The organism is Pseudohongiella sp. (assembly GCF_040877505.1).
Taxonomy (GTDB): Bacteria; Pseudomonadota; Gammaproteobacteria; order Pseudomonadales; family Pseudohongiellaceae; genus Pseudohongiella.
This window is the reverse complement of record NZ_JBBDNQ010000028.1, coordinates 160309-182032: the sequence shown is the minus strand read 5'-3', so window position 1 is coordinate 182032 and position 21724 is coordinate 160309. Positions and strand designations below refer to the sequence as shown.

General features: G+C 56.3%; 24 protein-coding genes and 1 tRNA gene. 14 read left to right on the top strand and 11 right to left on the bottom strand.

Features of this window, described 5'->3' with window-relative positions; genetic code table 11:
* Window positions 1-44: 44 nt before the first annotated feature.
* The 5 genes from WD071_RS10445 to WD071_RS10425 form a co-directional block, all read right to left on the bottom strand.
* Window positions 45-725, bottom strand: coding sequence for a flagellar hook assembly protein FlgD (locus tag WD071_RS10445; protein ID WP_368048317.1), 681 nt, complete (start codon window positions 723-725; stop codon window positions 45-47).
* A gap of 21 nt (window positions 726-746) precedes the next feature.
* Window positions 747-1187 (bottom strand): flagellar basal body rod protein FlgC, encoded by a 441-nt coding sequence (gene flgC / locus WD071_RS10440; RefSeq protein ID WP_368048316.1) that lies wholly within the window; start codon window positions 1185-1187, stop codon window positions 747-749.
* Between the two features lie 2 nt (window positions 1188-1189).
* A complete protein-coding gene (gene flgB / locus WD071_RS10435) occupies window positions 1190-1588 on the bottom strand; it encodes a flagellar basal body rod protein FlgB (protein WP_368048315.1) in 399 nt (132 codons plus the stop codon).
* Window positions 1589-1729: 141 nt separating this feature from the next.
* Window positions 1730-2599, bottom strand: a complete 870-nt coding sequence (locus tag WD071_RS10430) for a protein-glutamate O-methyltransferase CheR (RefSeq protein ID WP_368048314.1) — start codon at window positions 2597-2599, stop codon at window positions 1730-1732.
* Between the two features lie 20 nt (window positions 2600-2619).
* Window positions 2620-3552 (bottom strand): chemotaxis protein CheV, encoded by a 933-nt coding sequence (locus WD071_RS10425; RefSeq protein WP_368048313.1) that lies wholly within the window; start codon window positions 3550-3552, stop codon window positions 2620-2622.
* 202 nt (window positions 3553-3754) lie between these two features.
* Between WD071_RS10425 and flgA the strand changes: the two genes are divergently transcribed.
* The 4 genes from flgA (at window position 3755) to WD071_RS10405 (ending at window position 6344) form a co-directional block, all read left to right on the top strand.
* Window positions 3755-4522: a flagellar basal body P-ring formation chaperone FlgA gene (flgA, locus tag WD071_RS10420; protein WP_368048312.1), complete on the top strand. Its 768-nt coding sequence runs from the start codon at window positions 3755-3757 to the stop codon at window positions 4520-4522.
* Window positions 4523-4735: 213 nt separating this feature from the next.
* Complete coding sequence (gene flgM, locus WD071_RS10415) at window positions 4736-5074, top strand: flagellar biosynthesis anti-sigma factor FlgM (protein WP_368048311.1); 339 nt, start codon at window positions 4736-4738, stop codon at window positions 5072-5074.
* Between the two features lie 45 nt (window positions 5075-5119).
* Window positions 5120-5596, top strand: coding sequence for a flagella synthesis protein FlgN (locus WD071_RS10410; RefSeq protein ID WP_368048310.1), 477 nt, complete (start codon window positions 5120-5122; stop codon window positions 5594-5596).
* A gap of 34 nt (window positions 5597-5630) precedes the next feature.
* Window positions 5631-6344, top strand: coding sequence for a flagellar brake protein (locus WD071_RS10405; RefSeq protein WP_368048309.1), 714 nt, complete (start codon window positions 5631-5633; stop codon window positions 6342-6344).
* A gap of 45 nt (window positions 6345-6389) precedes the next feature.
* Here WD071_RS10405 and WD071_RS10400 read toward each other — a convergent pair whose 3' ends face one another.
* Window positions 6390-7013: a TIGR04282 family arsenosugar biosynthesis glycosyltransferase gene (locus WD071_RS10400; RefSeq protein ID WP_368048308.1), complete on the bottom strand. Its 624-nt coding sequence runs from the start codon at window positions 7011-7013 to the stop codon at window positions 6390-6392.
* Window positions 7014-7015: 2 nt separating this feature from the next.
* Window positions 7016-7729 carry a TIGR04283 family arsenosugar biosynthesis glycosyltransferase gene (locus tag WD071_RS10395; RefSeq protein ID WP_368048307.1) on the bottom strand — a complete coding sequence of 238 codons (714 nt, stop codon included), beginning with the start codon at window positions 7727-7729 and terminating at the stop codon, window positions 7016-7018.
* A gap of 280 nt (window positions 7730-8009) precedes the next feature.
* On the opposite strand from WD071_RS10395, the gene WD071_RS10390 reads away from it, so the two are divergent.
* The 5 genes from WD071_RS10390 to traF all read left to right on the top strand — a co-directional run bounded on the left by WD071_RS10390 (window position 8010) and on the right by traF (window position 14215).
* Window positions 8010-8252, top strand: a complete 243-nt coding sequence (locus WD071_RS10390) for a hypothetical protein (protein ID WP_368048306.1) — start codon at window positions 8010-8012, stop codon at window positions 8250-8252.
* Window positions 8253-8282: 30 nt separating this feature from the next.
* On the top strand, window positions 8283-11591 hold the full coding sequence (locus tag WD071_RS10385) for an MHYT domain-containing protein (RefSeq protein WP_368048305.1): 3309 nt from the start codon (window positions 8283-8285) through the stop codon (window positions 11589-11591).
* Complete coding sequence (locus WD071_RS10380; protein WP_368048304.1) at window positions 11581-12579, top strand: HD domain-containing phosphohydrolase; 999 nt, start codon at window positions 11581-11583, stop codon at window positions 12577-12579. The genes WD071_RS10385 and WD071_RS10380 overlap by 11 nt, the downstream gene beginning before the upstream one ends.
* Before the next feature lie 108 nt (window positions 12580-12687).
* Window positions 12688-12764 (top strand) — tRNA-Arg (locus WD071_RS10375).
* A 299-nt stretch (window positions 12765-13063) separates the two neighbouring features.
* Complete coding sequence (gene traF, locus WD071_RS10370) at window positions 13064-14215, top strand: conjugal transfer protein TraF (RefSeq protein ID WP_368048303.1); 1152 nt, start codon at window positions 13064-13066, stop codon at window positions 14213-14215.
* On the opposite strand, the gene WD071_RS10365 is transcribed toward traF, so the two are convergent.
* The 4 genes from WD071_RS10365 to WD071_RS10350 form a co-directional block, all read right to left on the bottom strand.
* Window positions 14139-14924, bottom strand: a complete 786-nt coding sequence (locus tag WD071_RS10365) for a pseudouridine synthase (RefSeq protein ID WP_368048302.1) — start codon at window positions 14922-14924, stop codon at window positions 14139-14141. The two genes, traF and WD071_RS10365, sit on opposite strands and share 77 nt — an antisense overlap.
* 11 nt (window positions 14925-14935) lie before the next feature.
* Entirely contained in the window at window positions 14936-15613 is a 678-nt protein-coding gene (locus tag WD071_RS10360) for a glutathione S-transferase family protein (protein WP_368048301.1), read from the bottom strand.
* Window positions 15614-15717: 104 nt separating this feature from the next.
* Window positions 15718-16038, bottom strand: coding sequence for a helix-turn-helix domain-containing protein (locus WD071_RS10355; protein WP_368048300.1), 321 nt, complete (start codon window positions 16036-16038; stop codon window positions 15718-15720).
* Window positions 16019-16405: a type II toxin-antitoxin system RelE/ParE family toxin gene (locus tag WD071_RS10350; protein ID WP_368048299.1), complete on the bottom strand. Its 387-nt coding sequence runs from the start codon at window positions 16403-16405 to the stop codon at window positions 16019-16021. The genes WD071_RS10355 and WD071_RS10350 overlap by 20 nt, the downstream gene beginning before the upstream one ends.
* Before the next feature lie 159 nt (window positions 16406-16564).
* On the opposite strand from WD071_RS10350, the gene WD071_RS10345 reads away from it, so the two are divergent.
* The 5 genes from WD071_RS10345 to WD071_RS10325 are packed head-to-tail and all read left to right on the top strand — an operon-like array spanning window position 16565 to window position 21714.
* Window positions 16565-17392, top strand: coding sequence for a hypothetical protein (locus WD071_RS10345; protein WP_368048298.1), 828 nt, complete (start codon window positions 16565-16567; stop codon window positions 17390-17392).
* The gene (locus tag WD071_RS10340; protein WP_368048297.1) at window positions 17379-18236 is read left to right on the top strand and encodes a hypothetical protein; all 858 of its coding nucleotides are present in this window, start codon (window positions 17379-17381) and stop codon (window positions 18234-18236) included. The genes WD071_RS10345 and WD071_RS10340 overlap by 14 nt, the downstream gene beginning before the upstream one ends.
* Window positions 18226-19545, top strand: coding sequence for a magnesium transporter (mgtE, locus tag WD071_RS10335; protein WP_368048296.1), 1320 nt, complete (start codon window positions 18226-18228; stop codon window positions 19543-19545). The genes WD071_RS10340 and mgtE overlap by 11 nt, the downstream gene beginning before the upstream one ends.
* Before the next feature lie 10 nt (window positions 19546-19555).
* On the top strand, window positions 19556-20692 hold the full coding sequence (locus WD071_RS10330; protein WP_368048295.1) for a CDP-alcohol phosphatidyltransferase family protein: 1137 nt from the start codon (window positions 19556-19558) through the stop codon (window positions 20690-20692).
* Window positions 20692-21714 carry a lysylphosphatidylglycerol synthase transmembrane domain-containing protein gene (locus WD071_RS10325; protein WP_368048294.1) on the top strand — a complete coding sequence of 341 codons (1023 nt, stop codon included), beginning with the start codon at window positions 20692-20694 and terminating at the stop codon, window positions 21712-21714. The genes WD071_RS10330 and WD071_RS10325 overlap by 1 nt, the downstream gene beginning before the upstream one ends.
* The last annotated feature ends 10 nt before the right edge of the window (window positions 21715-21724 follow it).

Genomic DNA, 21724 nt, shown 5'->3' with positions numbered 1-21724 from the left:
ACACCTCGTTGATTTAATCTTTATTTAATTGGAATGTACTGTTGTTAATTAATCTGGATGATGTCATCCATGGAAACCTTGCCGATACCCGCCAGGTTCAGAGTCAGGGCGCCACCGGACTCGATGGTGACACTGTTAACATTGGCGCTCAGATAAACTGGCACGCTACTGGCTTCTTCACCACCGGAGGAGGACACTTCAAAGTAGTAGTCACCCGGGGGGAAGCGCTCATCATTGGCATCGGTGCCGGTCCAGATGAACTCCTGCCTGCCTGCGGGCTGCTGTCCGAGCTCAAAACTGTCAACGATTTCGCCACCTTTGTTGTAGACGGTCAGTGACGCAGACTGAACAGCTTCATCGAACTCCGCCAGCACACTGATGGCACCGCTTTCTCCCAGGGGACTGAATTCAGACTCGACATGCACCGGACGTCCTACCAGTGACGTCGCCTGCAGGTGTTTTGTTGATTGGAATGCCGAGGCGAATTCCTCGAAGTTACCACCCAATTTTTGTGTCTCTTCAAGCTGGGAGAACTGCGCCAGCTGCGCGATAAATTCACCGTTCTCTTCAGGCTTGGTCGGATCCTGGTTTTCCAGCTGGGCGATCAGCAATTTCAGGAAGGCGTCGCGGCCCAGTTCTTTGTTAGCAGGGGCAGTCTTTTCCTCGGCCGGGGCGTACTCGGTCAGAACCCGGTTTAATGCGTTGTTGTTATTGCCAATTTCCATGTTCTATTCTCCTGTGCCCAGTTAACCCTGACCCAGCGTCAAGACACGCTGCATCATGGTTCGGGCGGCTGACATAACATCCACATTGAGCTGGAAGGCCCGTGACGATGAAATCATGTTGGTCATCTCTTCCACGATGTCGACATTCGGGTAGAACACATAGCCCTCCTCGTTTGCCATCGGGTTGCCCGGTTCATAACGTGGCTGCAACGGCCGTGCATCTTCCACGATGCCGGCGACCCGGACGCTGGTAGACGCGGCGTTGTGCGCCGGCTCGGCGAAAGCATCCTGCATGGCAGAATTCATCACCGGCATAAACACCGGGTGGCGCGCACGGTAGGTCTGCTCAGCGCTGCTGGCCGCGCTGTTGGCATTGGCCATGTTACTGGCGGTCGTATTCAGTCGCAGCGATTGCGCGCTCATGCCGGAACCGGCGATGTCAAAGACTCCCATCAGGCTCATGCTTACTCTCCTTTCAGGGCTTTGATCATGCCCGTGAACTTGCCATTGAGAAACTGGAAGCTGGCCTGATGCTCCAGCGCGTTGCGGGCAAAGGCCGCATTTTCGACCTGCTCATCGACGGTATTGCCGTCGAGTGATGGTTGTGAGGGTACCCGATACAGCGCCGATGCATCGTTCAGGCCGGGCATGCCGGTGATGTGGCGGCTATGGGTCTGCTGCATGGCAACATCACCGCGGCCGGACGTGGCCTGCGCCAGCACACTGCCAAAGTCCATATCACGGGCTTTATAGCCGGGGGTGTCAGCGTTTGCGATATTGCTTGCCAGCATGGTGGTGCGCTGGGTTCGCAGCGTCAGGGCATGTTCGTGGACGCCCAGTGCGTTGGTAAAGTTTATGGCCATCGGTTGATTCCTGCTGTTTACGTTGCCGATTCGATTCAGCAAGAAAATAGCAAGACCCGTGCCACTAATTAAAATGACTATTTTTCAAATAGTTAGGGATATTTAAAGATGACAGCGGCAATGGATTGCCTGGACTGCAGTCTACAGTTTGCCGCCTGGCGGCAACTGGTTTCGGTAGACACTGGTGTGGGCGCTCAGCCTTTCCATCTGATACAGATCACTGATCGTCGCCGGCAACGATTCAGACGCTCCCAACAACAGATAGGATCCCGGGTTCAGGCTGCTGCGCATGCGGCGCAGAATATCGGCCTTGAAATCGGCGGCAAAATAAATCAGCACGTTGCGACAAAAGATCACATCAAAACGCCCCAGGCTGGCATAGGTGTCCTGGAGGTTGAGGGGTTTGAAATTGACCCGCCGGGTAATACCCGGTTTCAGGCGAAAACGGCCCTGAGGCAATTCATCAAAAAACATGCGCCGACGAGAGTCACTAAGCCCCCGGCTCACACTCAGGCCATCGTACTCGGCAAGCCTGGCATTGCTCAGCATGGAATTTGAGATATCCGTACCGATAATTTCCGGATCGCGCATCAGCACGCCCGGATGCCTGGCTTTGAATTCTTCAAAGATCATGCTGATGGAGTACGGCTCCTGCCCCGACGAGCAGGCCGCCGACCAGATGCGCAGGCTGCTGCGCTTTTCTTCCAGCACCAGGCGCGGCAGAATGACGTCCCGCAAGGCGTCGAACGGGGCACTGTCACGAAACCAGAAGGTTTCGTTGGTGGTCATGGCATCAATCACCTTTTCCCGCAGCCCCGGCACCGAATGTTGATTGATGCGGGTCACCAGCGCACTCAGTGTCGTCAGCTGGTGTTCTTCCAGGATACGGCGGATACGGTTTGCCACCAGATACTGCTTGTTATCGCCTAATACGATGCCACAGGCCTGATTCAGGAAAGTCCGGAAGGCCTGATAGTCTTCCAGTGCAAACTGTTGTTGTTCGTCTACCATATAACACTCGAATCAGGCGCTTACGCCGGGATCTGACGCCGTTCCAGTTGTTTCAGCACACGCTGGGCCAACTCATCCGGGTGGAATTTTGCCAGGAAATCGTCAGCACCCACTTTTTCCACCATGGCCTGATTGAACACACCGCTCAGTGACGTATGCAACATCACGTGCAGATCGCTGAGCCGGGGGTCATTCTTGATGGATGCCGTCAACGTATAACCGTCCATTTCCGGCATCTCGATATCGGAAATCACCAGGATATATTTGTCAGACGGATTCTCGCCTTTTTCGAGCATCCCCAGCAAATGTGCGAAGGCCTGTTTGCCGTCATTGAGCACCACCGTTTTCAGGCCAATGGCCTCACAACAGCGTTTTATCTGTGTGCGCGCCACACTGGAGTCATCCACAATCAATATGGTGTTGATGGCATCGGAGCGCTCGGTTTTGCTGATCAGGGCCTCGCTCAACAAACGCGGCGCTGGTGCAACCTCCGCCAGAATACGCTCGACATCCAGTATTTCTACCAGTTTGCTGTCCACCTCAGTAACCGCAGTCAGGTAATGCCCCCGGCCGGAGCCTTTGGGTGGCGAATGTATGGTTTCCCAGTTCAGGTTGACGATTCGCTCGACAGCCCGGACCAGAAAGCCCTGCACCGAATTATTGTACTCAGCGATAATGATAAAGCCCTTGCCTTCGTCCTGCAGCGCCCGGCTGCCCATGGCTATGCTCAGGTCCAGAACAGTAATGGTACGTCCCCGGATATAAGCGACGCCGCGCACCACGCGGCTGCTGTGTGGCAGCACGCTCAACGGCGGACACGGCAGAACCTCTTTCACCTTGAACACATTGATACCATACAACTGATTGCCGTTAAGCCTGAACATCAGCAGCTCAAGCCGGTTCTGGCCTACCAATTGTGTTCGTTGATTAACGCTGTCCAGCACGCCGGCCATCGCAGACTCCCATTCTCAAGTACAAAATTTGACATCACGGTGTAAAAAATTCTCACATTGGCTACATATGTCGTCCGCGCACGCAGTTTCATAAGGTCTGTCCGGGTAAATAATTGTCACAGCGCGGCACAATTATTGCTTTACCCAGTCACAGATCAGCAAAAAGGCTGAAAAAACACCTTGGACGCCGGGTATTTGACGAATGACTGCCAGAAATCGACAAAAATCTTTATCGAGCCTGAAAGCGGCCGCTATCACCACCGTGGCTATTATTGCTGCAACAATCACCAGCATGGCCGCGAGCCAGCTGTCAGCCGTTGATAGCGGCTCAGCGGAGGGGCTCAGTGGCCAGCAGCGCCTGCGTCAGGCCGCGCTCAGTGAATTGCAATATATATACGCCTCAGAGCCCGGCCGGGTAGAGATAGAGGTCGCCGCACTGGACCCCAGACTGCAGGTGCCCGTTTGCCAGGAGCCCTTGCAGGCCAGCCTGAACCGGCACAGCCCCAATGGTGGGCGCGTCACCGTTCGCATTGAGTGCCGCGACCAGGGCCCCTGGACCCGGCACATTGCTGCCAGCGTGCGCATTTTTCAGGACGTTGTGGTCAGCAGCCGCGCATTGCCCCGGGGCAGCGTCCTTGGCCCGGGCGACCTGAGTCTGCAGGAGCACGATATCAGCACCCTTCGCGGCCAGGTCATCAAAGACCCGACCGTGGCTGTCGGCCAGGCAGTACGCCGGGCCGTCTCGGCCGACACGGTACTGGGCATCGACCTGCTGGAAGCACCCATACTGGTGAGTCGGGGCGACACCATTGTACTTGTCGCAGAGCGTGGTAGCATTGCCATTCGTGGCACCGGTACAGCGCTGCAGGCAGGCGAGGCAGGCAAACAGATCCCGGTACGCAATAACAGCTCCGAGCGTGTTGTTCAGGCCGTGGTAACAGGCGTCGGCGAAGCGAAAGTCATATTTTGACTGTGCCAGTACAAGACCGGCACACGACCGACGCACGACAGGCACAAGGGATAACGACAGTAATTTGTCGCCAACACGCAGGTTCAGCGTCTGCTTTTCGATTTTTTTGTGGTTTTTAGTTGTTTTTTGTCACCCAGGCACTAAAGTTACCGCAAAATGTGCCGTTACATCGGACAGAAGGCTAATCAAGTCTACAAGTCAAGGTAGCAGACCATGAGTATTCCTACTATTAGCAACACATCGACAGCAACTGACAATCGCGGCTCAGTGCGGCAGACGGGCAATCAGCCCGGCACTGACAACAACACTGGTAACGGTGTTGGCGGTGGCAACGTGGGCAACCAGGGCAGCACTGGCACCAGCCAGCCCGATGCGGTGTCCATCAGTGGCCGCGCAGCCGACCTGCAGTCTCTTGAAGCCAGCATTAAACAGCTGCCGGACACTGATGTCTCACGCGTCAATGCGCTTCGCGACCAGATCAATGCCGGTGAGTACGCCGTGGACAGCCAGCGCGTTGCCGACAAGATTCTGGCGTTTGAGCGCGGCCTGTGACCGGGCCGGCCAACAGCCTGATGTGTGGCATGGACAGATTATTTGATGAGCAATAAAGGCCTGCAACAGCTATTGGAAAGTGATCGGACTCAGCTGGATACACTGGCCGAAGTGCTGCTGGCTGAAAAAACCTGCCTGGAGCAGCGCGACCTCGAAAAACTCAACACCCTGCTGGCCCGCAAACAAAGCGTACTGGCCAGCATCGAAACCAATGACCACACGCGCCGCAAACTTTTGCAGCAGGCCGGTGTGCCTGCTGACCAGACCAATTTGCAGCATCTCAAGCGTTTGCTGGGCAAGGGCGGTGATAACGAATTCACCGCATTACTTGACAGCATTGAGGCTCGCCTGCAACAGTGTCGCGAACTCAGCGAGACCAACAGCATTATCGTACACCGCAGTCGACTGAACACGCAGCGAACCCTGAGCATCCTGCGCGGGCCTTCGGCCCTGGCAGGCCTGTATACCAGTCATGGCAATACGCTGGGCGGCAGTGAACAACGGGATCTGGGCAGCGCCTGATCCGCTTGTTGATCCAGACAGGTTACCGACTCTCATGGCGACAATTTCCAATAACGAACGATACTATACCTCGGCCGGGGATATTTTCAGTGTCCTGAGAACCCTGCAGTCGGATCGTTCCAGCATCAGCATTCAGTTCAACGGCAATGGCGCCATGTACAGCTCACTGGTGCTCGACGTCAGTCTGAAAAATCGTACTTTCCAGCTTGATGAGTTCACGCCACGCGAAGCACACCGCCAGGCGGAAGCCGGCACACCTTTCAGCATGCGCGCCTCGATCAGCGGAATTCGTGTGCATGCCAAAGACCTGGTCGTTGAGCGGGTCATGAAAGATGACGACGGCCTGTATTACCAGATGAAGTTTCCCGAACGCCTGCTGTACCTGCAGCGTCGTGATGCGTTCCGCGCCTGGGTTCCCGGCACCCTGATGGTGGCATCAACCTGCACCAACAAAAATCACCCGAAGGGCATACAGGGCCGCGTACAGAACATGTCAGCGACCGGTTTTCGTCTGATAGTAGAGGGCAAAGTAAACCCACCGCCCAGCATGCTGGAAGAATTTGACCTGGTGATGAAACTGCCCTTGATAGACCATGAATTTGCCTGCCCCGCCGAGGCAGTGTATGTGCAATACCAACAGGATCAGAATCAGACCATGCTGGGTTTTCGCTTCGGCAATATGGGCCGGGGTGACCAGATTGCGGTCAACCGTTTTGTCACCCAGCTGCAACGCGAGAGCATTGCCTGAATGCAGGGCCATGCCTGACCGCGACAGCAGCACTCGATAAAGGCCTCATCCCCAGCCCGGCAGGGAATCAAGGCGCACCAGGTCTTCCGGTCGGTCGACATCCCATTTGACGGTCAATTCCCGCCAACCAATACCGGCCGCCCGCAAGCGTTCACGGGTCTGCTGCATCACACTGGCCTGACCCCAACGGATGTCACCAAACACCGCCGGCATGGGTTCACGCAGCCCAATAAGCACGTAACCACCGTCTTCGGCAGGTCCCAGCACCACCGGCGTGCCGGCCGCCAGAAGTGCCAGAGCCTGCGCCACATAAGCACCATCAACCGACGGGCAGTCCGCGCCGACTACCACCACAAACTCGGCATCCGCCAACGCATCACAGGTCGCATTGTGCATTCGCTCACCCAGATCATGGCCGCGCTGCCGATGAATGTGCGGAACGCCCTCAAGTTGCCGAAAAAAATCTTCACCACCGTGGGACGACGCCCAAAGCTGCAGCGGTGCCTGCGCCGCGCGCTGCAGCTGCTGCCAGCCATAACGCATCAGTTGCTGATGCAATTGCAGTGCGCCAGCCTCCCCCAGCACTGGCTGCAGACGTGTCTTTACCTGCCCGGCAACAGGTGTTTTGGCAAAAAAAAGTATCCTCGCCTGCGGGTAGCGATAGGTCATGTTCAGGACTCCCTGTCCTGGACTGCCGGGGATCGGTCACGATAATACTGGCGGTGCAACGCTGCCGGGCTGGCACCCAGAAAAAACGCCAGCCGCAAGCGCCACATTAACCAGATCGTGGCCAGGATACCATGCTGCTGCCAACGACGACTGGAGCTGACCACGGGCGGGCGCAGGCAGACCGGACGGGACAGACGGCGCAGGGTCTTGCTGATCATCACATCCTCCATCAACGGCACGTCCGCGTAGCCACCCATTCGCTCGAACACCTCACGCCGGACAAAGATAGCCTGGTCTCCGGTGGCAACAGCGGTCACCCGCGAGCGCAGATTCATGGCTGCGGCAATCACCCGAAAAGCCGGGTGTTGACCGTCAAGACGGACATCAAACCGCCCCCAACAGTGCGCGCCGCCGACCAGCGCCGCCAGCACCAGATCTGCAGCCCGGTCAGGTAACATGGTATCGATATGCAGAAACAGCAAAACATCGCCGGTGGCCCGCGCAGCACCAGCATTCATCTGCCTGGCACGACCCGGCGCGCATTGCAGGCAATCGTCAACCTGCCCCCGGACCACCTCGACGCTGTTGTCGGTGCTGCCACCGTCAACCACAATCACCTGATGACCGTCCCTGCTCAGTGCCTGCAAGGCAGGCAGCTGTCGGCGCAGGACGTCTGCCTCGTTTAATACCGGAATAATAATGCTGAGTTTGCTCACTTAAGGCTCTGTTAAGGTATTTGATGGTAGCGTAGCGGGTACAACACACATATTGAGCAATTATCACGCTTTTTATGCAACAAAGGCTATGCGGATGCTAAAGAAAGGAGGATAATGTGCCGCCATTATTGTTACTGATTGCTGTTACATCGTTACTGGTTGTTAGCAAAACTATTAGCCAAGCTACTAGCCAAACTATTAGCACAACTATTAGCACAATCAGCAGTAATAAACTGGCTACTTTGCCGTTCTCTTCTCGAAAGACAGCGCGTTGTATTTAATGAATCTCGAAAATTTCTATATCGTCGCCACTGATCCTGACGAACCAACCCTGCAGGTCAACATCTCGGGGCCTTATCTGACCCGCCAGGCCGCGCAAGCGGACCTCACGGCTGCCATCGATGAGGCCGCCGAACTGGATCCCAGTGCGCGCGCCTACGACTATTGCATCTGCAAACTGGCCTGCCAGAAGCCCGGCGTGATTCAGCATATGGCCTGCAACGCCGCGCGACAAGGGATTTGACCTGATTTAAGGGGACGGAGATTGTCGCTGTTGGAACTGCTTAACCTCTTCACCATCGCGCCAGACGATCAAGTCCGGCTCCTGAACGGCCATCACAGTCTGCCGTTGATGCTGCTGTCGGTGATGATCGCGATACTGGCATCCGGTTTTGCATTGCAACTTGCCAGCCTTGTTCGTGTGGCCAGCACAGACAACAGTCGTCGCATCGCATTGATTTCCGGCTCGCTTGTCCTGGGCCTGGGCATCTGGGCCATGCATTTTATCGGCATGCTGTCCTTCACCCTGCCGTTACCGGTCAGCTACGCCCCTGTCCTCACAACGGTCTCCATGGTGCCGGCCCTGCTCGCATCCTGGCTTGCCCTCAGTCTTCTCTCGGGGCCTCATGTCAGTCTGGCCAGACTTATTGTCAGCGGCATCTTTGTTGGCGCCGGCATAGGCACCATGCATTATCTGGGCATGTTCGCCATGCAGATGGACGCCGACCTGAAATACGAGCCACTCTGGTTTATCGCTTCCGTGGTGGTGGCCGTCATCATGGCCATGCTGGCACTGTGGATTCATTACGGCCTGCGCCTGCTGACCGGGCTCAGCGAAACAGTCAGCGCCGCTCTGGCCGGTATCTGCATGGGACTGGCGATTTCCGCCATGCACTACACCGGCATGATGGGCGCACGTTTTGTGGGCCATGAAACAACGACCACGGCAATCGCAAATGACAATACCTACCTGGCGATGGCCATCGGTCTGATCGTACTGGTCATCGGTGTGCTGGTCGCCGCGACCAATGGCATCTTGCGTTACCGGGACCTGTTGCACAAAATCAAGATCAGTGAACAGCAATACAGCTCGCTGATTGCCAACATCCCGGGTGTGTCCTTTCGCTGCCTGCCGAACCGACACTGGCAAATGCTGTTCATCAGCGATGCTGTTTCCAACTTGACCGGCTACCCGGCCGAAGACTACCTGAATGGCCAGCGCACTTTTGATGAAAGCGTGCATCCCGATGACAGCAACGGGCTGTTTGAAGACATCATGAAAAAACTGGATCAAGGTAGCCAGTACAACCTGGGTTACCGGGTTCTGCATCGCGATGGCAGCGAACGCTGGGTCACAGAAAGCGCCAGCGCAACATTTGATGAGGCGGGCCAGCCGCGCTGGATTGACGGGGTCATCATCGATGTCACCGAAAGCAGGCGCAGAAATGCGGAATTCGAAGGCACTGTTGCCGCCATCAGCCGGGCGCAGTCCGTGCTGGAGTTCAACCTGCAGGGACACTTGATCTCGGCCAACAGCAATGCGGAGGCGCTGTGGTCGCAGCAGCGTACTCGGTTGATGCATCGCCCCTGGACACAACTTTTTGTCGCAGAAGAGTTCCCGGCAGATTTTTGGCAACAACTGACAGCAGGCCACTATCACAGTGGTGAATACAGACTGGATACACCGGCCGGCGAACGCTGGGTGCAGGCGTTCTTTAATCCTATTTTTGATATCGACGGCAATCCATTAAAGATTTTTGTGCTCGCCAACGACCTGACGGAACGACGGGAAATGGTCAAGGCGCTGCACCGCGCAAAAGAGCGCGCCGAACAGGCCACGGAAGCAAAAAGCGCCTTCCTCGCCAATATGAGTCACGAAATCAGAACCCCCATGAACGCCATCATTGGCTTCAGCGAGTTGCTGCTGGATTCCCGACTGGAGGAGCAGCAATATCGTCATACACAGACCGTGCACAAAGCTGCCCGTTCCCTGCTAAAACTGCTCAATGACATTCTCGACACCGCAAAACTGGATCGTGGCGCCATTGAACTGGAACTGCTGGATTTTGACCTGGAACAACTATGTGCCGACCTGGTCAACATTCTGTCGCTGCAGGCGAGCAACAAGGATATTGCGCTCACCCTGGACTATCGGTCGTCCCGCCGCTGGTACAAAGGAGATGCGTTGCGCCTGCGCCAGGTGCTGCTCAACCTGCTGAGTAACGCGGTCAAGTTCACTGAACAAGGCAGCGTGCAGCTGATCGTGGACGACAGCAGCGATGGGGTAAAAATAGACGTTATCGATACCGGTATCGGTATTGATGCCGAACGTCTGCCACATATTTTCTCGCCCTTCTCACAGGCCGACGCCAGCATGAGTCGACGCTTCGGCGGCACAGGGCTGGGGACCACCATCGCGCAACAACTGACGCAGTTGATGCAGGGTGAACTGCGCGCCGAGAGCACGCCCGGTAAGGGCTCAACATTTACCGTGTGCCTGCCGCTCGCACCTGGCACTGCGCACGCACCTGTCAACAAAACACCCATGCGTCATGACAGTAAATCCCTGCGGTTTCTTGCCGTTGATGATGTCGTGGAAAATCTCGAACTGTTAAAAATTGTGCTGCAACGCGATGGTCACCATGTCGACGGAGCAGACAGCGGTGAAGACGCCGTGGCACTGTATCGGGCAAACGCCTACGATATCGTTCTGATGGACGTACAAATGCCTGGCATGGACGGACTGCAGGCAACCCGGTTAATTCGCCGGCATGAACGCGATAATGATATGCCGGCGACACCTGTTATCGCCTTGACCGCGAGTGTGATGGATCGCGACCGGGCCGCGGCACGGGACGCCGGCATGGACGGCTTTGCGACAAAACCGCTGGACTGGCAGGAGTTCTATCGGGAGGTGGCGCGGCTGGCGACCGGTTACCTGCACCCGGAGAAACACGCGCAGGACACCAGGGCAACTACTGCCGATGCCGATGCCGGTACGATCATTGACTGGGCCGCAGCGATCCATCGCTGGGGTGACGAGTCGGCGTTGATGCGCGCTTTGCGCACATTCTACCGGGAATGCGACGCGACCATGTTGCCCGCACTGGCCACCGCCTTGCGTGACGGCAAGCCAGGCACCACCGCTGCCACCGCCCACAAATTGCGCGGCGCAGCAGCCAACCTGGGCCTGTCAGCAATCGCTGATCACGCCGCGCAGATTGAAGTCGACGCTGGCGCCGACGCGATGCCTGATCTGTCTGCCTTGCGCGCCGCTGTCACCGCATTCCGCCAGTGGCTGGATCAGCAGTCGGTTCCTGCTGGAACGGTTGCTAATGACAGCGCGACCGCCGCTCCAGCATCGATCATCCAAACACCTGCCATCCAAGCGCCAGTCGACCACACGGCAATACCGCGTCTGATCAAAAGCCTGAGCCGCGGCGAAGTTGACGATGATCTGCTCAATGCTGCCAGCCATTCCTTGAGCAGCCCGGCTCACGAACGACTGTTGGAGCTGTTGGACGCGTTTGAATTTGAGCAGGCCATCATCGTTTTGCAAGAGGCAACCTCGCATGCCCAATGAGTTGAAAAACCAGCCAACTTTGCTGTTGGTTGATGACGAACCGGCCAATCTGCATGTCCTGCGTCAGATCCTGCAAAACGACTATCGACTGTTGTTTGCCCGCGACGGAAACAAGGCACTGGCATTGTGCCAGCAGGAACTGCCCGACCTGATCCTGCTGGACATCATGATGCCGGACATGACCGGGTTTGAAGTATGCGAAACGTTAAAGCTCAGCGATAAAATGCGCCACATACCCGTCATTTTTGTCACAGCACTGAACGATGCTCTGGACGAAACGCGCGGTTTTGACGCCGGCGCTGTGGATTACATCACCAAACCTGTCAGTCCGCCCGTGGTCCGCGCACGGGTACGCAACCATCTGTCACTGGTCCGTGTTGATGAGTTGCGCGAGACACGCTTGCAGGTGGTGCAGCGACTCGGGCTGGCGGCGGAATACAAAGACAATGAAACCGGCCTGCATGTTATCCGCATGAGTCATTTTTCCCAGATTCTGGCGCGCGCGGCCGGTTTTTCCGATGCGGCTCAGGAAGAGATCCTGCATGCCTCACCGATGCACGACATCGGCAAAATCGGCATACCCGATGCCATTCTGGCCAAACCCGGCAAACTGGACGCCGACGAATGGGACACCATGAAACAACACCCCTTGATTGGTGCCCATATCATTGGCGAACAGGTCAGCGGCCTGCTGCTCACCGCCCGCCGCATCGCACTGCACCATCACGAAAAATGGGACGGAAGCGGCTACCCGGACGGTCTGGCTGGCGAAGACATTCCCATCGAAGCGCGAATCGTCGCCATTGCTGACGTGTTTGATGCACTGGTCACCGCTCGCCCCTACAAGGAAGCATGGCCAGTGGAGAAAGCGGTAGCGCTGATACGCAGCGAGGCCGGCAAGCATTTTGATCCGCATCTGGTTGAGCTGTTCCTGGAAGAACTGCCGCAAATCCTTGAGATCAAGGAACGCTGGGCAGAGCCGGAGTGAAAGCCTGAAGGGTGAGGCTCAGGACGGGCCGAGTTCATCCTGCCCACTGTGCTATTCCTCTGCTATAATCGCCGGCGCTATCCGATTCAGACCTCAGCCTTACCTTTAGCCCCGGTGGCACAGCTGGATAGCGCGGCCCCCTCCTAAGGGGCAGGTCGCAGGTTCGAATCCTGCCCGGGGCACCAAACAATAATGGGTCGCCCGCCAAGGGTGACCCATTTTCGTTTGTGTTCCGGACGGCAGATGAGAACCTGCCGGTTCGACTGATTGCACCGCAATCAGGACGGCTGCAAGCCGCCCCGACGGGGTGAGTAATCCGCCAATGCGGATTACGAATCAATCCTGCCCTGGGTACAATCAACATCAACACCTAAAGGTTCTCCACTTTGTGTCGACACCTTTTTCTTGAGCACTATTTTCCGAGGCGACAACCGTTCGGTGTTCTGACTGCCCCACACACACGACAATTAGAAGAAACTACTCTATGAAGCTTTATCCTGCGTCCACGTTTAGCGTTACCCTGGCATTTTCCCTGGCGTCCTCGCTGGCAACAGCCAACACCTTTAATGGCAAAGCCACTGGCATGTCAGATGCCGGCATAGCCACCACGGATTATCTGCAAGGCCTGATCCTCAATCCCGCCGCCCCGGCGAATCTGGATGACTCACAGGACTTCAGCCTGCACCTGACCCTGGGCGCCATCGGTTCGGATGAAGATGATCTGATTGACGGGGCCGAGACGCTGTCACAAAGACTGGAACAATTCGACGGCCAGGTACCGGACATGCAACGCGTTGCTGAGCTGGCCGAACGCTTTCGTGCGATATCCGGGAGCCACGCCACGGTAGAAGCAGGTGGTGGGCTGTATATGAGTGTGCCCACCCGCATGGCAACCATTAGCGCGTTTGTACGCACAGATCTGGCAATCGATGTGGTTGCCAATACCAATGAAAATGACCTTGGACGCATTGCCCAGGTGTTGGCAACGTCGATCCCACTCGATACTCGAGATCTGGAGAGCTCGGTTTTTGCCACTGGCACCAGCCTGACCGAGGGCGGCCTGAGTTTCGCGCGCAGCAATGGTGATTTTTCCTATGGCGCCACAGTCAAATATCAACGTGTAGACCTGATTGAATACCAGGCACGAATTGACAACTTCGACGACAACAACTTTGATGCTGATGAGTTCAGAACTGATGACAACGGCTTCAATCTGGACCTGGGTGTGCAGCAGGCATTTGGCAACTGGCGCGTGGGCGCTACCGTCACCAACGCCATCAAAGCCGACTATGCAACCATCTCAGGCCGACAGGTGAGCATCGAGCCACGTGTCGCGCTGGGCGGTGGATACCGTAATGGCTGGCTCACCGCCGCTTTGGACCTGGATGCCAACGCTGCCGCCAACCGGATCACCGGCGAGGATTCACAGTTCGGTCGAATCGGCATTGAGTTTGATATGTGGGACTGGGCCCAACTGCGCCTGGGTTACAAAACTGACATGAAATCTGCGATTCACGACACCGCCTCTGTTGGGCTGGGCTTTAGTCCGTTTGGTGTCATCAACGTGGATATTGCGGCGGTTGCTGGTGACAAGGATACCGTCGGCGCCGTGTTGCAACTTGGACTGTCGTTCTGACGGCGCTTTTGTGAAGGACTAACTCAACAGGCGCCAGCACCCTGCTCTGCCCGACCTCCAGACCCTGCAGAGCAAGGGGCCCGACAGAAACCCGGTGCAGCGCCAATACTTCATTCTGAAAGAAACCAAACATGCGCTTGACCTGATGATACTTGCCCTCGGTCAGTGAAAGTCTGGCAGTATAATCCGAGAGTATTTCAAGGCACGCTGGCCTGGTTGTAACGTTCTCATAAGCAAAATAGATACCCTCACGAAACACGGCAACATACTCCTCAGTCAGTGGCCTGGACAAGGCAACTTCATAGGTCTTTGCCAGCGCAGACTCAGGCGAGCTCAGTTTGCGCGACCATGCGCCGTCGTTGGTCAGTAGCACCAGGCCGGTGGTATTAAAATCCAGCCGCCCGACAATATGAAGTTCGTTCTTCTGAGGATGCTGAACAAGATCAAGCACCGTTTTGTGTTTCGGATCCCTGGTGGCGCTGACAACTCCGCGGGGTTTGTTGAGCATGATGTAAACCGGCTTGTTATCCTGCAGACAATCACCGTCCAGGACAACATGAGTGAACTGGGTCACTTGTTGTTGAATAGAGTGTGCGGCAACGCCATCCAGCAGGATCCTTTTCCGGGCCAGCAACATGTGCGTATCAGAGAGCGAATACGCACTGTTCTGGCTGATAAAGCGGTCAAGCCTTTGGGTTCTGGATTTCATGACTGGCGCATTTAAATCCCGTACAGCGCCTTCAGATGTGCCATAAAATGCGGACGACTCTCCGCGGCGTCACTGCGGATTTTCTTGACATGGGGTCTTTCTTCCATCCGCTGGCAATAGACATCCAGTCCCGGCACCTCGGACAGCGGATCCTTGCCCAGGAAGGCCTTACCCACGTTGCGCACGATCGGCAGATTCAGGATCGCCGCAATATCGGCCAGAGTGAACTGGTCACCGTAGGCAAACTGCTCAAAGCTGGACAGTCGGGGCAATGCGGCGACAGCTTTATTGAGACTGCTCCCCACTTCCTTCAGCACCGCCGGATCGGGCTGTGTACCGGCCAGGAGATTGCGGATCAGACGGCGTGCGACCAGCTCAAAATAAAGCTCGATGAACTGCGACAGTTCCTGCACTTTGGCAATATCGAAGGGTGATGCTGGCAGCAATGACGGTTCTGGATAGGCCCGTTCGATGTACTCCAGGATCGCTCGGGATTCACTGATAAATCCATCAGGCGTTTCCAGTGCCGGTACCTTGCCCAACGGACTTTTATCAAGGTACTCGGGCTTGTAGGTCGGCCCTACCCCGGTGTAGGACAACACCTCCTCAAACGCGATGCCTTTTTCCAGCATGGCGAGCTTGGGTACGTTGTAGTAATTACTGGCAGAAAATCCGTGTAGTTTGATCATTTTTACTCCGGTGTTTGTTCAGCACATCAGCTACCAAAAACCTGGGGTTCTACCCCGTTTTCGAGGACTGATCAACGTTGGCTGAGCCAGCTTGCAACAAGGTATTATATGACTGCTTCCAGCCCCTTTCGCTCTATCAGGTTCAAAAGCTTCAGTGACGGCCCGCTCGGCTTCTTGTCGCCAACCTCCCATTTCTGAACCGTTGAAAGGCTAGTGTTCAGCACTGCAGCGAAAACCGCCTGGCTCACACTTGCCTTTTCTCGCAATGCCTTGATCATCTGTGGCGGTATTTCGTGAACATCAAGATGGCACAGTGCCTCGAACTCGCCCATGCGGCGCTTGCTGATCAAGCCAGCACCATACAGACCACGCGTGGTCTCATGCATTTCATCCAGAATTCGACTGTTACGCTTTGTCACTGTCATCACATACCTCTACAATTTCACCGGCAGCCAGCGCAATGGCCAATTGCCGATCATCAAAGCCAAGCAGTTCCTTTGCCACCTCCTGCAGCGCCTTCAACTCATCCTTATCAATGCTGGATCTTTCCTTTTTCTTGAAGCCATACAGGAAGAACCAGCGCCCTGCCATTTGGGTTGCAACGATCGTCCTGGCTCCGCCGCGCTTGCCTTGACCAGGCAGCGCAACTCGCTTCTTCAATATGTCGCCACCCAAATCGGCATCAATAAGCCCTTGGCTCATCTCCTCGACTGCGCCCCACAGATCTGCATCAGACAGCTCAGCCTTCTTCATTGAGCGGGCGAAAGTTCGGGTTTTGAAAACTCGTCTCATTGCAAAACTATACCACCCAGTGCAACACACGTCCAGCCCAGCTCAGGCTCACGACGATTCAGACATGATCTGCCCCTCTCCCAAAAATCTTACTGAATTTTTGGCTCGTATACAGGTACACTCATTAACTCACAATCAGAACAACGGGGTCCAGACACCATGCTTGAATCAATCCGGCAACAGTCCATGGAGGTATTTTCCAGCATCATTGACCACCTGCCCAACATCGTAGGTGCGCTTCTCCTGCTTATCACCGGGTGGCTACTGGCTCGTTTTCTGCGCATGGTCGTTACGCGCCTGATTCGCACCTTAAACGGCTTGCTGGACCGGCAGCTGCAAGGGTCAACCTTGCACTTCGTGCGCATTTCCAAGGCTACTGAAAAGCTGCTGGGTTATGTGGTGTTCTGGTCAACCATTCTGGTATTTATCACCATTGCCGTAGGCCTGGTTGGTTTTTCCGCCGCAGCCGCCTGGCTGGATCGTCTGGTGGTATTTGTGCCGTCGCTGGTGTCCGGGGGCCTGATCATTGTCATCAGTTATATTCTGGGCACCATCGCACGCCACCTGGTGCAACATGCCACAAGTGCAGCTGATATTGCCCATGCCGTTCTGTTTGGTCAGATTGCCCAGATTTCCTTTCTGGTCATTGGTGTTGTTATTGGACTGGGCCAAATTGGTGTTGATGTCACTTTCCTGGTTATCCTGCTCGCCATCGGCTTTGCAGCGGTATTGGCAGGGTTTTCGCTGGCCTTCGGGTTGGGCGCACGATCCATGGTGCAGAACCTGATTGCAGTGCGCCACGTAAAACAGCTGGTCCGCCCTGGCCAGATAGTCGACATTGGCGGCGATCGCGGACGGGTGCTGGAGTTCAGTGCAACGGGGCTGGTGCTGGAAACGGCGGATGGTCGCAAACTGGTACCGGCCAGTGTGTGCATGGAAAATTCATTCAGCGTGATTACCCGGGAGCTGGCCGATGAAAAACTTTAATACGCTCAGCCTGAACTATCTGGCCGAGCAGCCGCAGTCTGCTGCCGGGGTGCTGCAGTCACTGGCGACTGAACAGGCAGCAGACTACCTGCAAGAGGTGCCGGTGCGCACACTGGCACCGGTGTTGCAATCCATGGAAACCTGGCCCGCCGCACGCATACTTGATTTACTGCCGCTGGAAAAGAATGTCGCCATATTCACGCAGTTGAATTATCAAAGTGTTGCATCTTTGCTGCGCTTGCAGGACGAGACCCGCCGTGAGGCGCTGCTACAGGAGCTACCGGGCCGCCTGGCACGCCCGTTGTCACGATCACTGGCTTATCAGGAAAATACCGTCGGCGCGTGGATGGACATGTCCACCCCACATTTTTTTGAAGAGCTCAGCGCCTGGGAATGCCTGGCTTTGTTAAAGAAAATTGAAAAGCCGTTTGGTTGCAGTCTCACCGTCATCAATCACAAACATCATATCGCCGGTGTGGTAACCCTGGACGTGTTGCTGTTGAGCCCGGATGAAAAGGAACTGGGCAAACTGATGGACACCAGTATTACCGCCCTGCCCGCCGAGATGAGTTTACCGGTCGCGAAAAACTCGCAGGACTGGCACAGTCACAGTGTCTTGCCGGTGCGCAGCAGCAACGGCACCTACCTTGGCACATTGAGCCGGACCATGCTGCGCCAAGCCTTGCTGAGTGACAAGCCGGCACAGTCAGTGCTGCCGGGCGATTCCGTGATCGCACATCTGGGGGCTGCCATGATGACCAGCGCCGCTGGGTTACTGCAATTTTCCTCTGCCAACAATATTAGCTGGCACGACTCTGATGAGGGCAACGCTCATGGCGACTAGCTTACCAATGGAACAAAATCCGGTTGATGAAGCGCTGACCCGTCGCTTCCTGCTTGAGTACCCAAAAGAAGCGGCGCTGAAGATTGAATCCATGGCGGCCGACGAGGTCGCGCAGATTCTTTGCCTGCAACCGACTTTTGCCTTGCTTCCCGTGTGGAAGTACCTGCTACCCAGCACGGCTGCCGAGGTCATTGGCAAGCTGCCGGAAACCCATGTCACTGACTTGCTGACCGAGCTTTCGCCGCAGGATACGGTACGAATGCTGGGTCAATTGAGCAAGGCCCGGTTGGCAGCCTTGCTTCAGGTGCTGCCGGAGTCTTTGCGTCAGGAGCTCATCTCCTTGATGAGCTACCCGGAAAACAGTGCGGGTCGTTTGATGGATACCCGCGCCAGATCCTTCCATGGCAACATGAGCATTGCCGACACCCTGACAGTGCTGCGCAAACAGAAACTGAGGACCGCACGTGGCATATTCCTGGTCGATGAAGAGGGGCGTCTCAGCGCCAAAGTACATCTGCAGGACATTGCCATATCGGAGCCCCATGTCAAACTGTCAGATCTGGCACAACCGGTGACCGCTGCGGTACCCAGTACCGCCGGCAAAGACGAGATTTCAGAGCTGTTCGAACGCCATGAACTGCTCGACCTGCCGGTTGTTGATATCGACCAACGCTTGCTGGGCATCATCAATCACACCAGTCTGGTGCAGGTATCACAGGAAGACATGTCTTCCGACGTGCTGGCGATGGTAGGTGCCAGCCGCGAAGAGCGGGCGTTATCCGGTCCCTTATTCGCCGTCAAAAAACGCATGCCCTGGCTGCAGATCAATCTGATCACGGCCTTTATGGCGGCGTCTGTCGTGGGTTTGTTCGAAAGCACCATTGCCAGCTTTACCGCGCTGGCAGTGCTGTTGCCCGTGGTGGCAGGTCAGTCGGGCAATGCGGGCGCGCAGGCCCTGGCAGTGACCATGCGCGGCCTGGCCTTGCGTGAAATTACCGTTAGGCACTGGCTCAAAGTCATGTTCAAGGAGATGCGCGTCGGCCTGATGAACGGCATTGCCATCGCGATTACCTGTGGCCTGGGGGTATTTCTGTGGAGTCAGTCCGTGGGGCTGGTGCTGATTATCTGTTCTTCCATGATACTGGCCATGGTGGCGGCGGGGTTTGCCGGCGCGGTGGTTCCCATCATGCTGGTGAAGTTTGGCCAGGACCCGGCGCAGGCTTCATCCATTATTCTCACGACAGTGACTGACATTGTGGGGTTTTTTGCGTTTCTTGGCATTGCAACTTTATTGTCCGGGATGTTGTAAACAAGCCACGATGACCTTATCGACCGACCACAAGAACCTGCAGGCCGAACTGATGCGACTCGCCTTGTGCGGCGCTGCCGGCCTGATGGTGTCTGCGTTACTGCTGACATCATTGGGCACAGTCATCGAGGCATTGCTGTATCTGCTCGCCAGCGCGGCCTTATGGCTGCTGATATGTCAGCAAAGCCACCAGCGCCTGTCCTTGAACCGCGCTGACGCCTCTGCCCCGCTCTACCCAGGCCTGGGCTGGGCAAACCGCATGACCATTGGTCGCGGCTGGCTGATTGCGGCCATCGGTGGCTTTCTGCTTATTCCGGACTTGCTGATTAATCACCCTGTTGTGCTCTGGACGGCTGCAGCCTTGTATTCAATTGCCGCCATTTTTGACCGGCTTGACGGTTTTGTTGCCCGCCGCAGCAAACAGACCAGTGAACTGGGCGCCGAACTTGATACCGTGTTTGATGCCCTTGGCCTGCTGGTAGCACCGCTGCTGGCATTGCAGCATGGAAAAATCCACGTCTCCTACCTGCTGGTCAGCGTTGCCTACTATCTGTTTGTTATTGGCCTCAAGGTTCGCGCAAAAAATCACAAGCCCGTCTACCCCCTGCCACCCAGCGTTTTACGCCGATCGCTGGCCGGCTTCCAGATGGGTTACGTCGCCGTGGTGCTGTGGCCGCCGTTCAAGGCTGACGTCACGGTAGTGACCGGCTTTGGTTTTATGGTGCCCTTGCTGATTGGGTTCTGCTTTGACTGGCTGGTGGTTAGTGGTCGCCTCACAGCACAACCGGAGCTCCTTGAGCGCGTGCATCACATGACCCGAACCGTGTTGATGCCGGGCTTGCGTCTGGTGCTTTTGCTGACAGCTTTTATCGTTGTGTATCGCTGGAACCCGACCTCCTCAGCAGCGGGCCTGTTGCTTGCCGGTACCTTCATGACAGGCGTATCGCTGATGGTGTTGGGGCTCGCCGGCCGGGCCGGCGCCATCGTGGTGCTGATGCTCCTGGCCTGGCTGGTGCCGGTGCCCGTTTACTCCGCGCCCTTTGTTGTTGCGCTGGTTTGCACCATCAGCATCCTGTTGCTGGGTTGCGGCAGATTCAGCCTTTGGCAGGCCGACGACGACTGGGTCAACCGACAGGATGGTGCCTGATGCCCCGGTCACGCTGGATCGCCTTGTTATTGTGGCCCGTTGCTCTGGCGCTGGTCACCTGGACGCTCAGCCAGATGCCATTGGCAGGCATTGGCGACACGCTGGGCGCACTGAGCTGGTATCAGTGGTTAGTGTGGACCCTCGTTAATGTGCTGGTGATCGTTGTGAGTACGGAGCGCTGGCGGCGGCTGGGCCGCATGCTGGGCGAGGCACCGGGTTTCTTCCAGATGCTGCTGATTCGTCAGGCCGGACAGACAGTGAGCTTTATAACTCCAGCGCCACATTTTGGTGGCGAACCTTTCCAGATTTACTGGTTATACAAACGCGCGGGCATGAGCATTCATCGCGCGGTTCTGTCGCTGGCGCTGGATCGGTTCTATGAGCTATGGATCAACTTTTTGATGTTGATGCTGGGTGTCAGTCTGATACTGCTGGTACCACAGACTGCCGTGCTGGCAACCGACCCTGACAACAATTGGCAAATGATTCTGTTGTTGCTGCTGGCGCTTCTGGCCGCGCTGTCGACGATAGCCTGGTTGCTTGTCAGACAACCGGCACTGCTGTCCGCACGCCTGGAAAATGTTGGTGCGCGCTGGTTAAGCAGCCCCAGACTGGCCGCACTGGGCGAACACTGGCATTCGCTGGGCAGTGATATCAGAACGGTGGTCAGTACCCAAAAGCCAGCATTACTGAACGCACTGTTTTTGTCGTTAGTGGGCTGGGGGCTGATGATTTTTGAGGTATGGCTGGTCTTGAGCTTTTTTGATATCAGACTGGATGCGGTCGCACTGGCGCAGATCATGGTAGCCATGCGCCTGGCTCTGTTGCTACCCCTGCCCGGCGGCATAGGCACATTGGAGGCCGCCGTGCTGTGGAGCTTTCAGAGCCTGTCTTTACCGGTGGATGCGGCGCTGGGGCTGATTGCTTTGATGCGTTTGCGCGACGTTATAGTGTTGATATCGGGCGTATTGTGTCTGCGCGCGCTGCAAAGCAAAAAACCGGACAAACAGCCCGCCACCTGAACGCCGGGAC

What these genes read in the sequence shown, in the direction of transcription:
- WD071_RS10445 (WP_368048317.1), bottom strand. Translation starts at nt 725, where the DNA reads ATGGAAATTGGCAATAACAACAACGCATTAAACCGGGTTCTGACCGAG.
- flgC (WP_368048316.1), bottom strand. Translation starts at nt 1,187, where the DNA reads ATGAGCCTGATGGGAGTCTTTGACATCGCCGGTTCCGGCATGAGCGCG.
- flgB (WP_368048315.1), bottom strand. Translation starts at nt 1,588, where the DNA reads ATGGCCATAAACTTTACCAACGCACTGGGCGTCCACGAACATGCCCTG.
- WD071_RS10430 (WP_368048314.1), bottom strand. Translation starts at nt 2,599, where the DNA reads ATGGTAGACGAACAACAACAGTTTGCACTGGAAGACTATCAGGCCTTC.
- WD071_RS10425 (WP_368048313.1), bottom strand. Translation starts at nt 3,552, where the DNA reads ATGGCCGGCGTGCTGGACAGCGTTAATCAACGAACACAATTGGTAGGC.
- flgA (WP_368048312.1), top strand. Translation starts at nt 3,755, where the DNA reads ATGACTGCCAGAAATCGACAAAAATCTTTATCGAGCCTGAAAGCGGCC.
- flgM (WP_368048311.1), top strand. Translation starts at nt 4,736, where the DNA reads ATGAGTATTCCTACTATTAGCAACACATCGACAGCAACTGACAATCGC.
- WD071_RS10410 (WP_368048310.1), top strand. Translation starts at nt 5,120, where the DNA reads ATGAGCAATAAAGGCCTGCAACAGCTATTGGAAAGTGATCGGACTCAG.
- WD071_RS10405 (WP_368048309.1), top strand. Translation starts at nt 5,631, where the DNA reads ATGGCGACAATTTCCAATAACGAACGATACTATACCTCGGCCGGGGAT.
- WD071_RS10400 (WP_368048308.1), bottom strand. Translation starts at nt 7,013, where the DNA reads ATGACCTATCGCTACCCGCAGGCGAGGATACTTTTTTTTGCCAAAACA.
- WD071_RS10390 (WP_368048306.1), top strand. Translation starts at nt 8,010, where the DNA reads ATGAATCTCGAAAATTTCTATATCGTCGCCACTGATCCTGACGAACCA.
- WD071_RS10380 (WP_368048304.1), top strand. Translation starts at nt 11,581, where the DNA reads ATGCCCAATGAGTTGAAAAACCAGCCAACTTTGCTGTTGGTTGATGAC.
- traF (WP_368048303.1), top strand. Translation starts at nt 13,064, where the DNA reads ATGAAGCTTTATCCTGCGTCCACGTTTAGCGTTACCCTGGCATTTTCC.
- WD071_RS10365 (WP_368048302.1), bottom strand. Translation starts at nt 14,924, where the DNA reads ATGAAATCCAGAACCCAAAGGCTTGACCGCTTTATCAGCCAGAACAGT.
- WD071_RS10360 (WP_368048301.1), bottom strand. Translation starts at nt 15,613, where the DNA reads ATGATCAAACTACACGGATTTTCTGCCAGTAATTACTACAACGTACCC.
- WD071_RS10355 (WP_368048300.1), bottom strand. Translation starts at nt 16,038, where the DNA reads ATGACAGTGACAAAGCGTAACAGTCGAATTCTGGATGAAATGCATGAG.
- WD071_RS10350 (WP_368048299.1), bottom strand. Translation starts at nt 16,405, where the DNA reads ATGAGACGAGTTTTCAAAACCCGAACTTTCGCCCGCTCAATGAAGAAG.
- WD071_RS10345 (WP_368048298.1), top strand. Translation starts at nt 16,565, where the DNA reads ATGCTTGAATCAATCCGGCAACAGTCCATGGAGGTATTTTCCAGCATC.
- WD071_RS10340 (WP_368048297.1), top strand. Translation starts at nt 17,379, where the DNA reads ATGAAAAACTTTAATACGCTCAGCCTGAACTATCTGGCCGAGCAGCCG.
- mgtE (WP_368048296.1), top strand. Translation starts at nt 18,226, where the DNA reads ATGGCGACTAGCTTACCAATGGAACAAAATCCGGTTGATGAAGCGCTG.
- WD071_RS10330 (WP_368048295.1), top strand. Translation starts at nt 19,556, where the DNA reads ATGACCTTATCGACCGACCACAAGAACCTGCAGGCCGAACTGATGCGA.
- WD071_RS10325 (WP_368048294.1), top strand. Translation starts at nt 20,692, where the DNA reads ATGCCCCGGTCACGCTGGATCGCCTTGTTATTGTGGCCCGTTGCTCTG.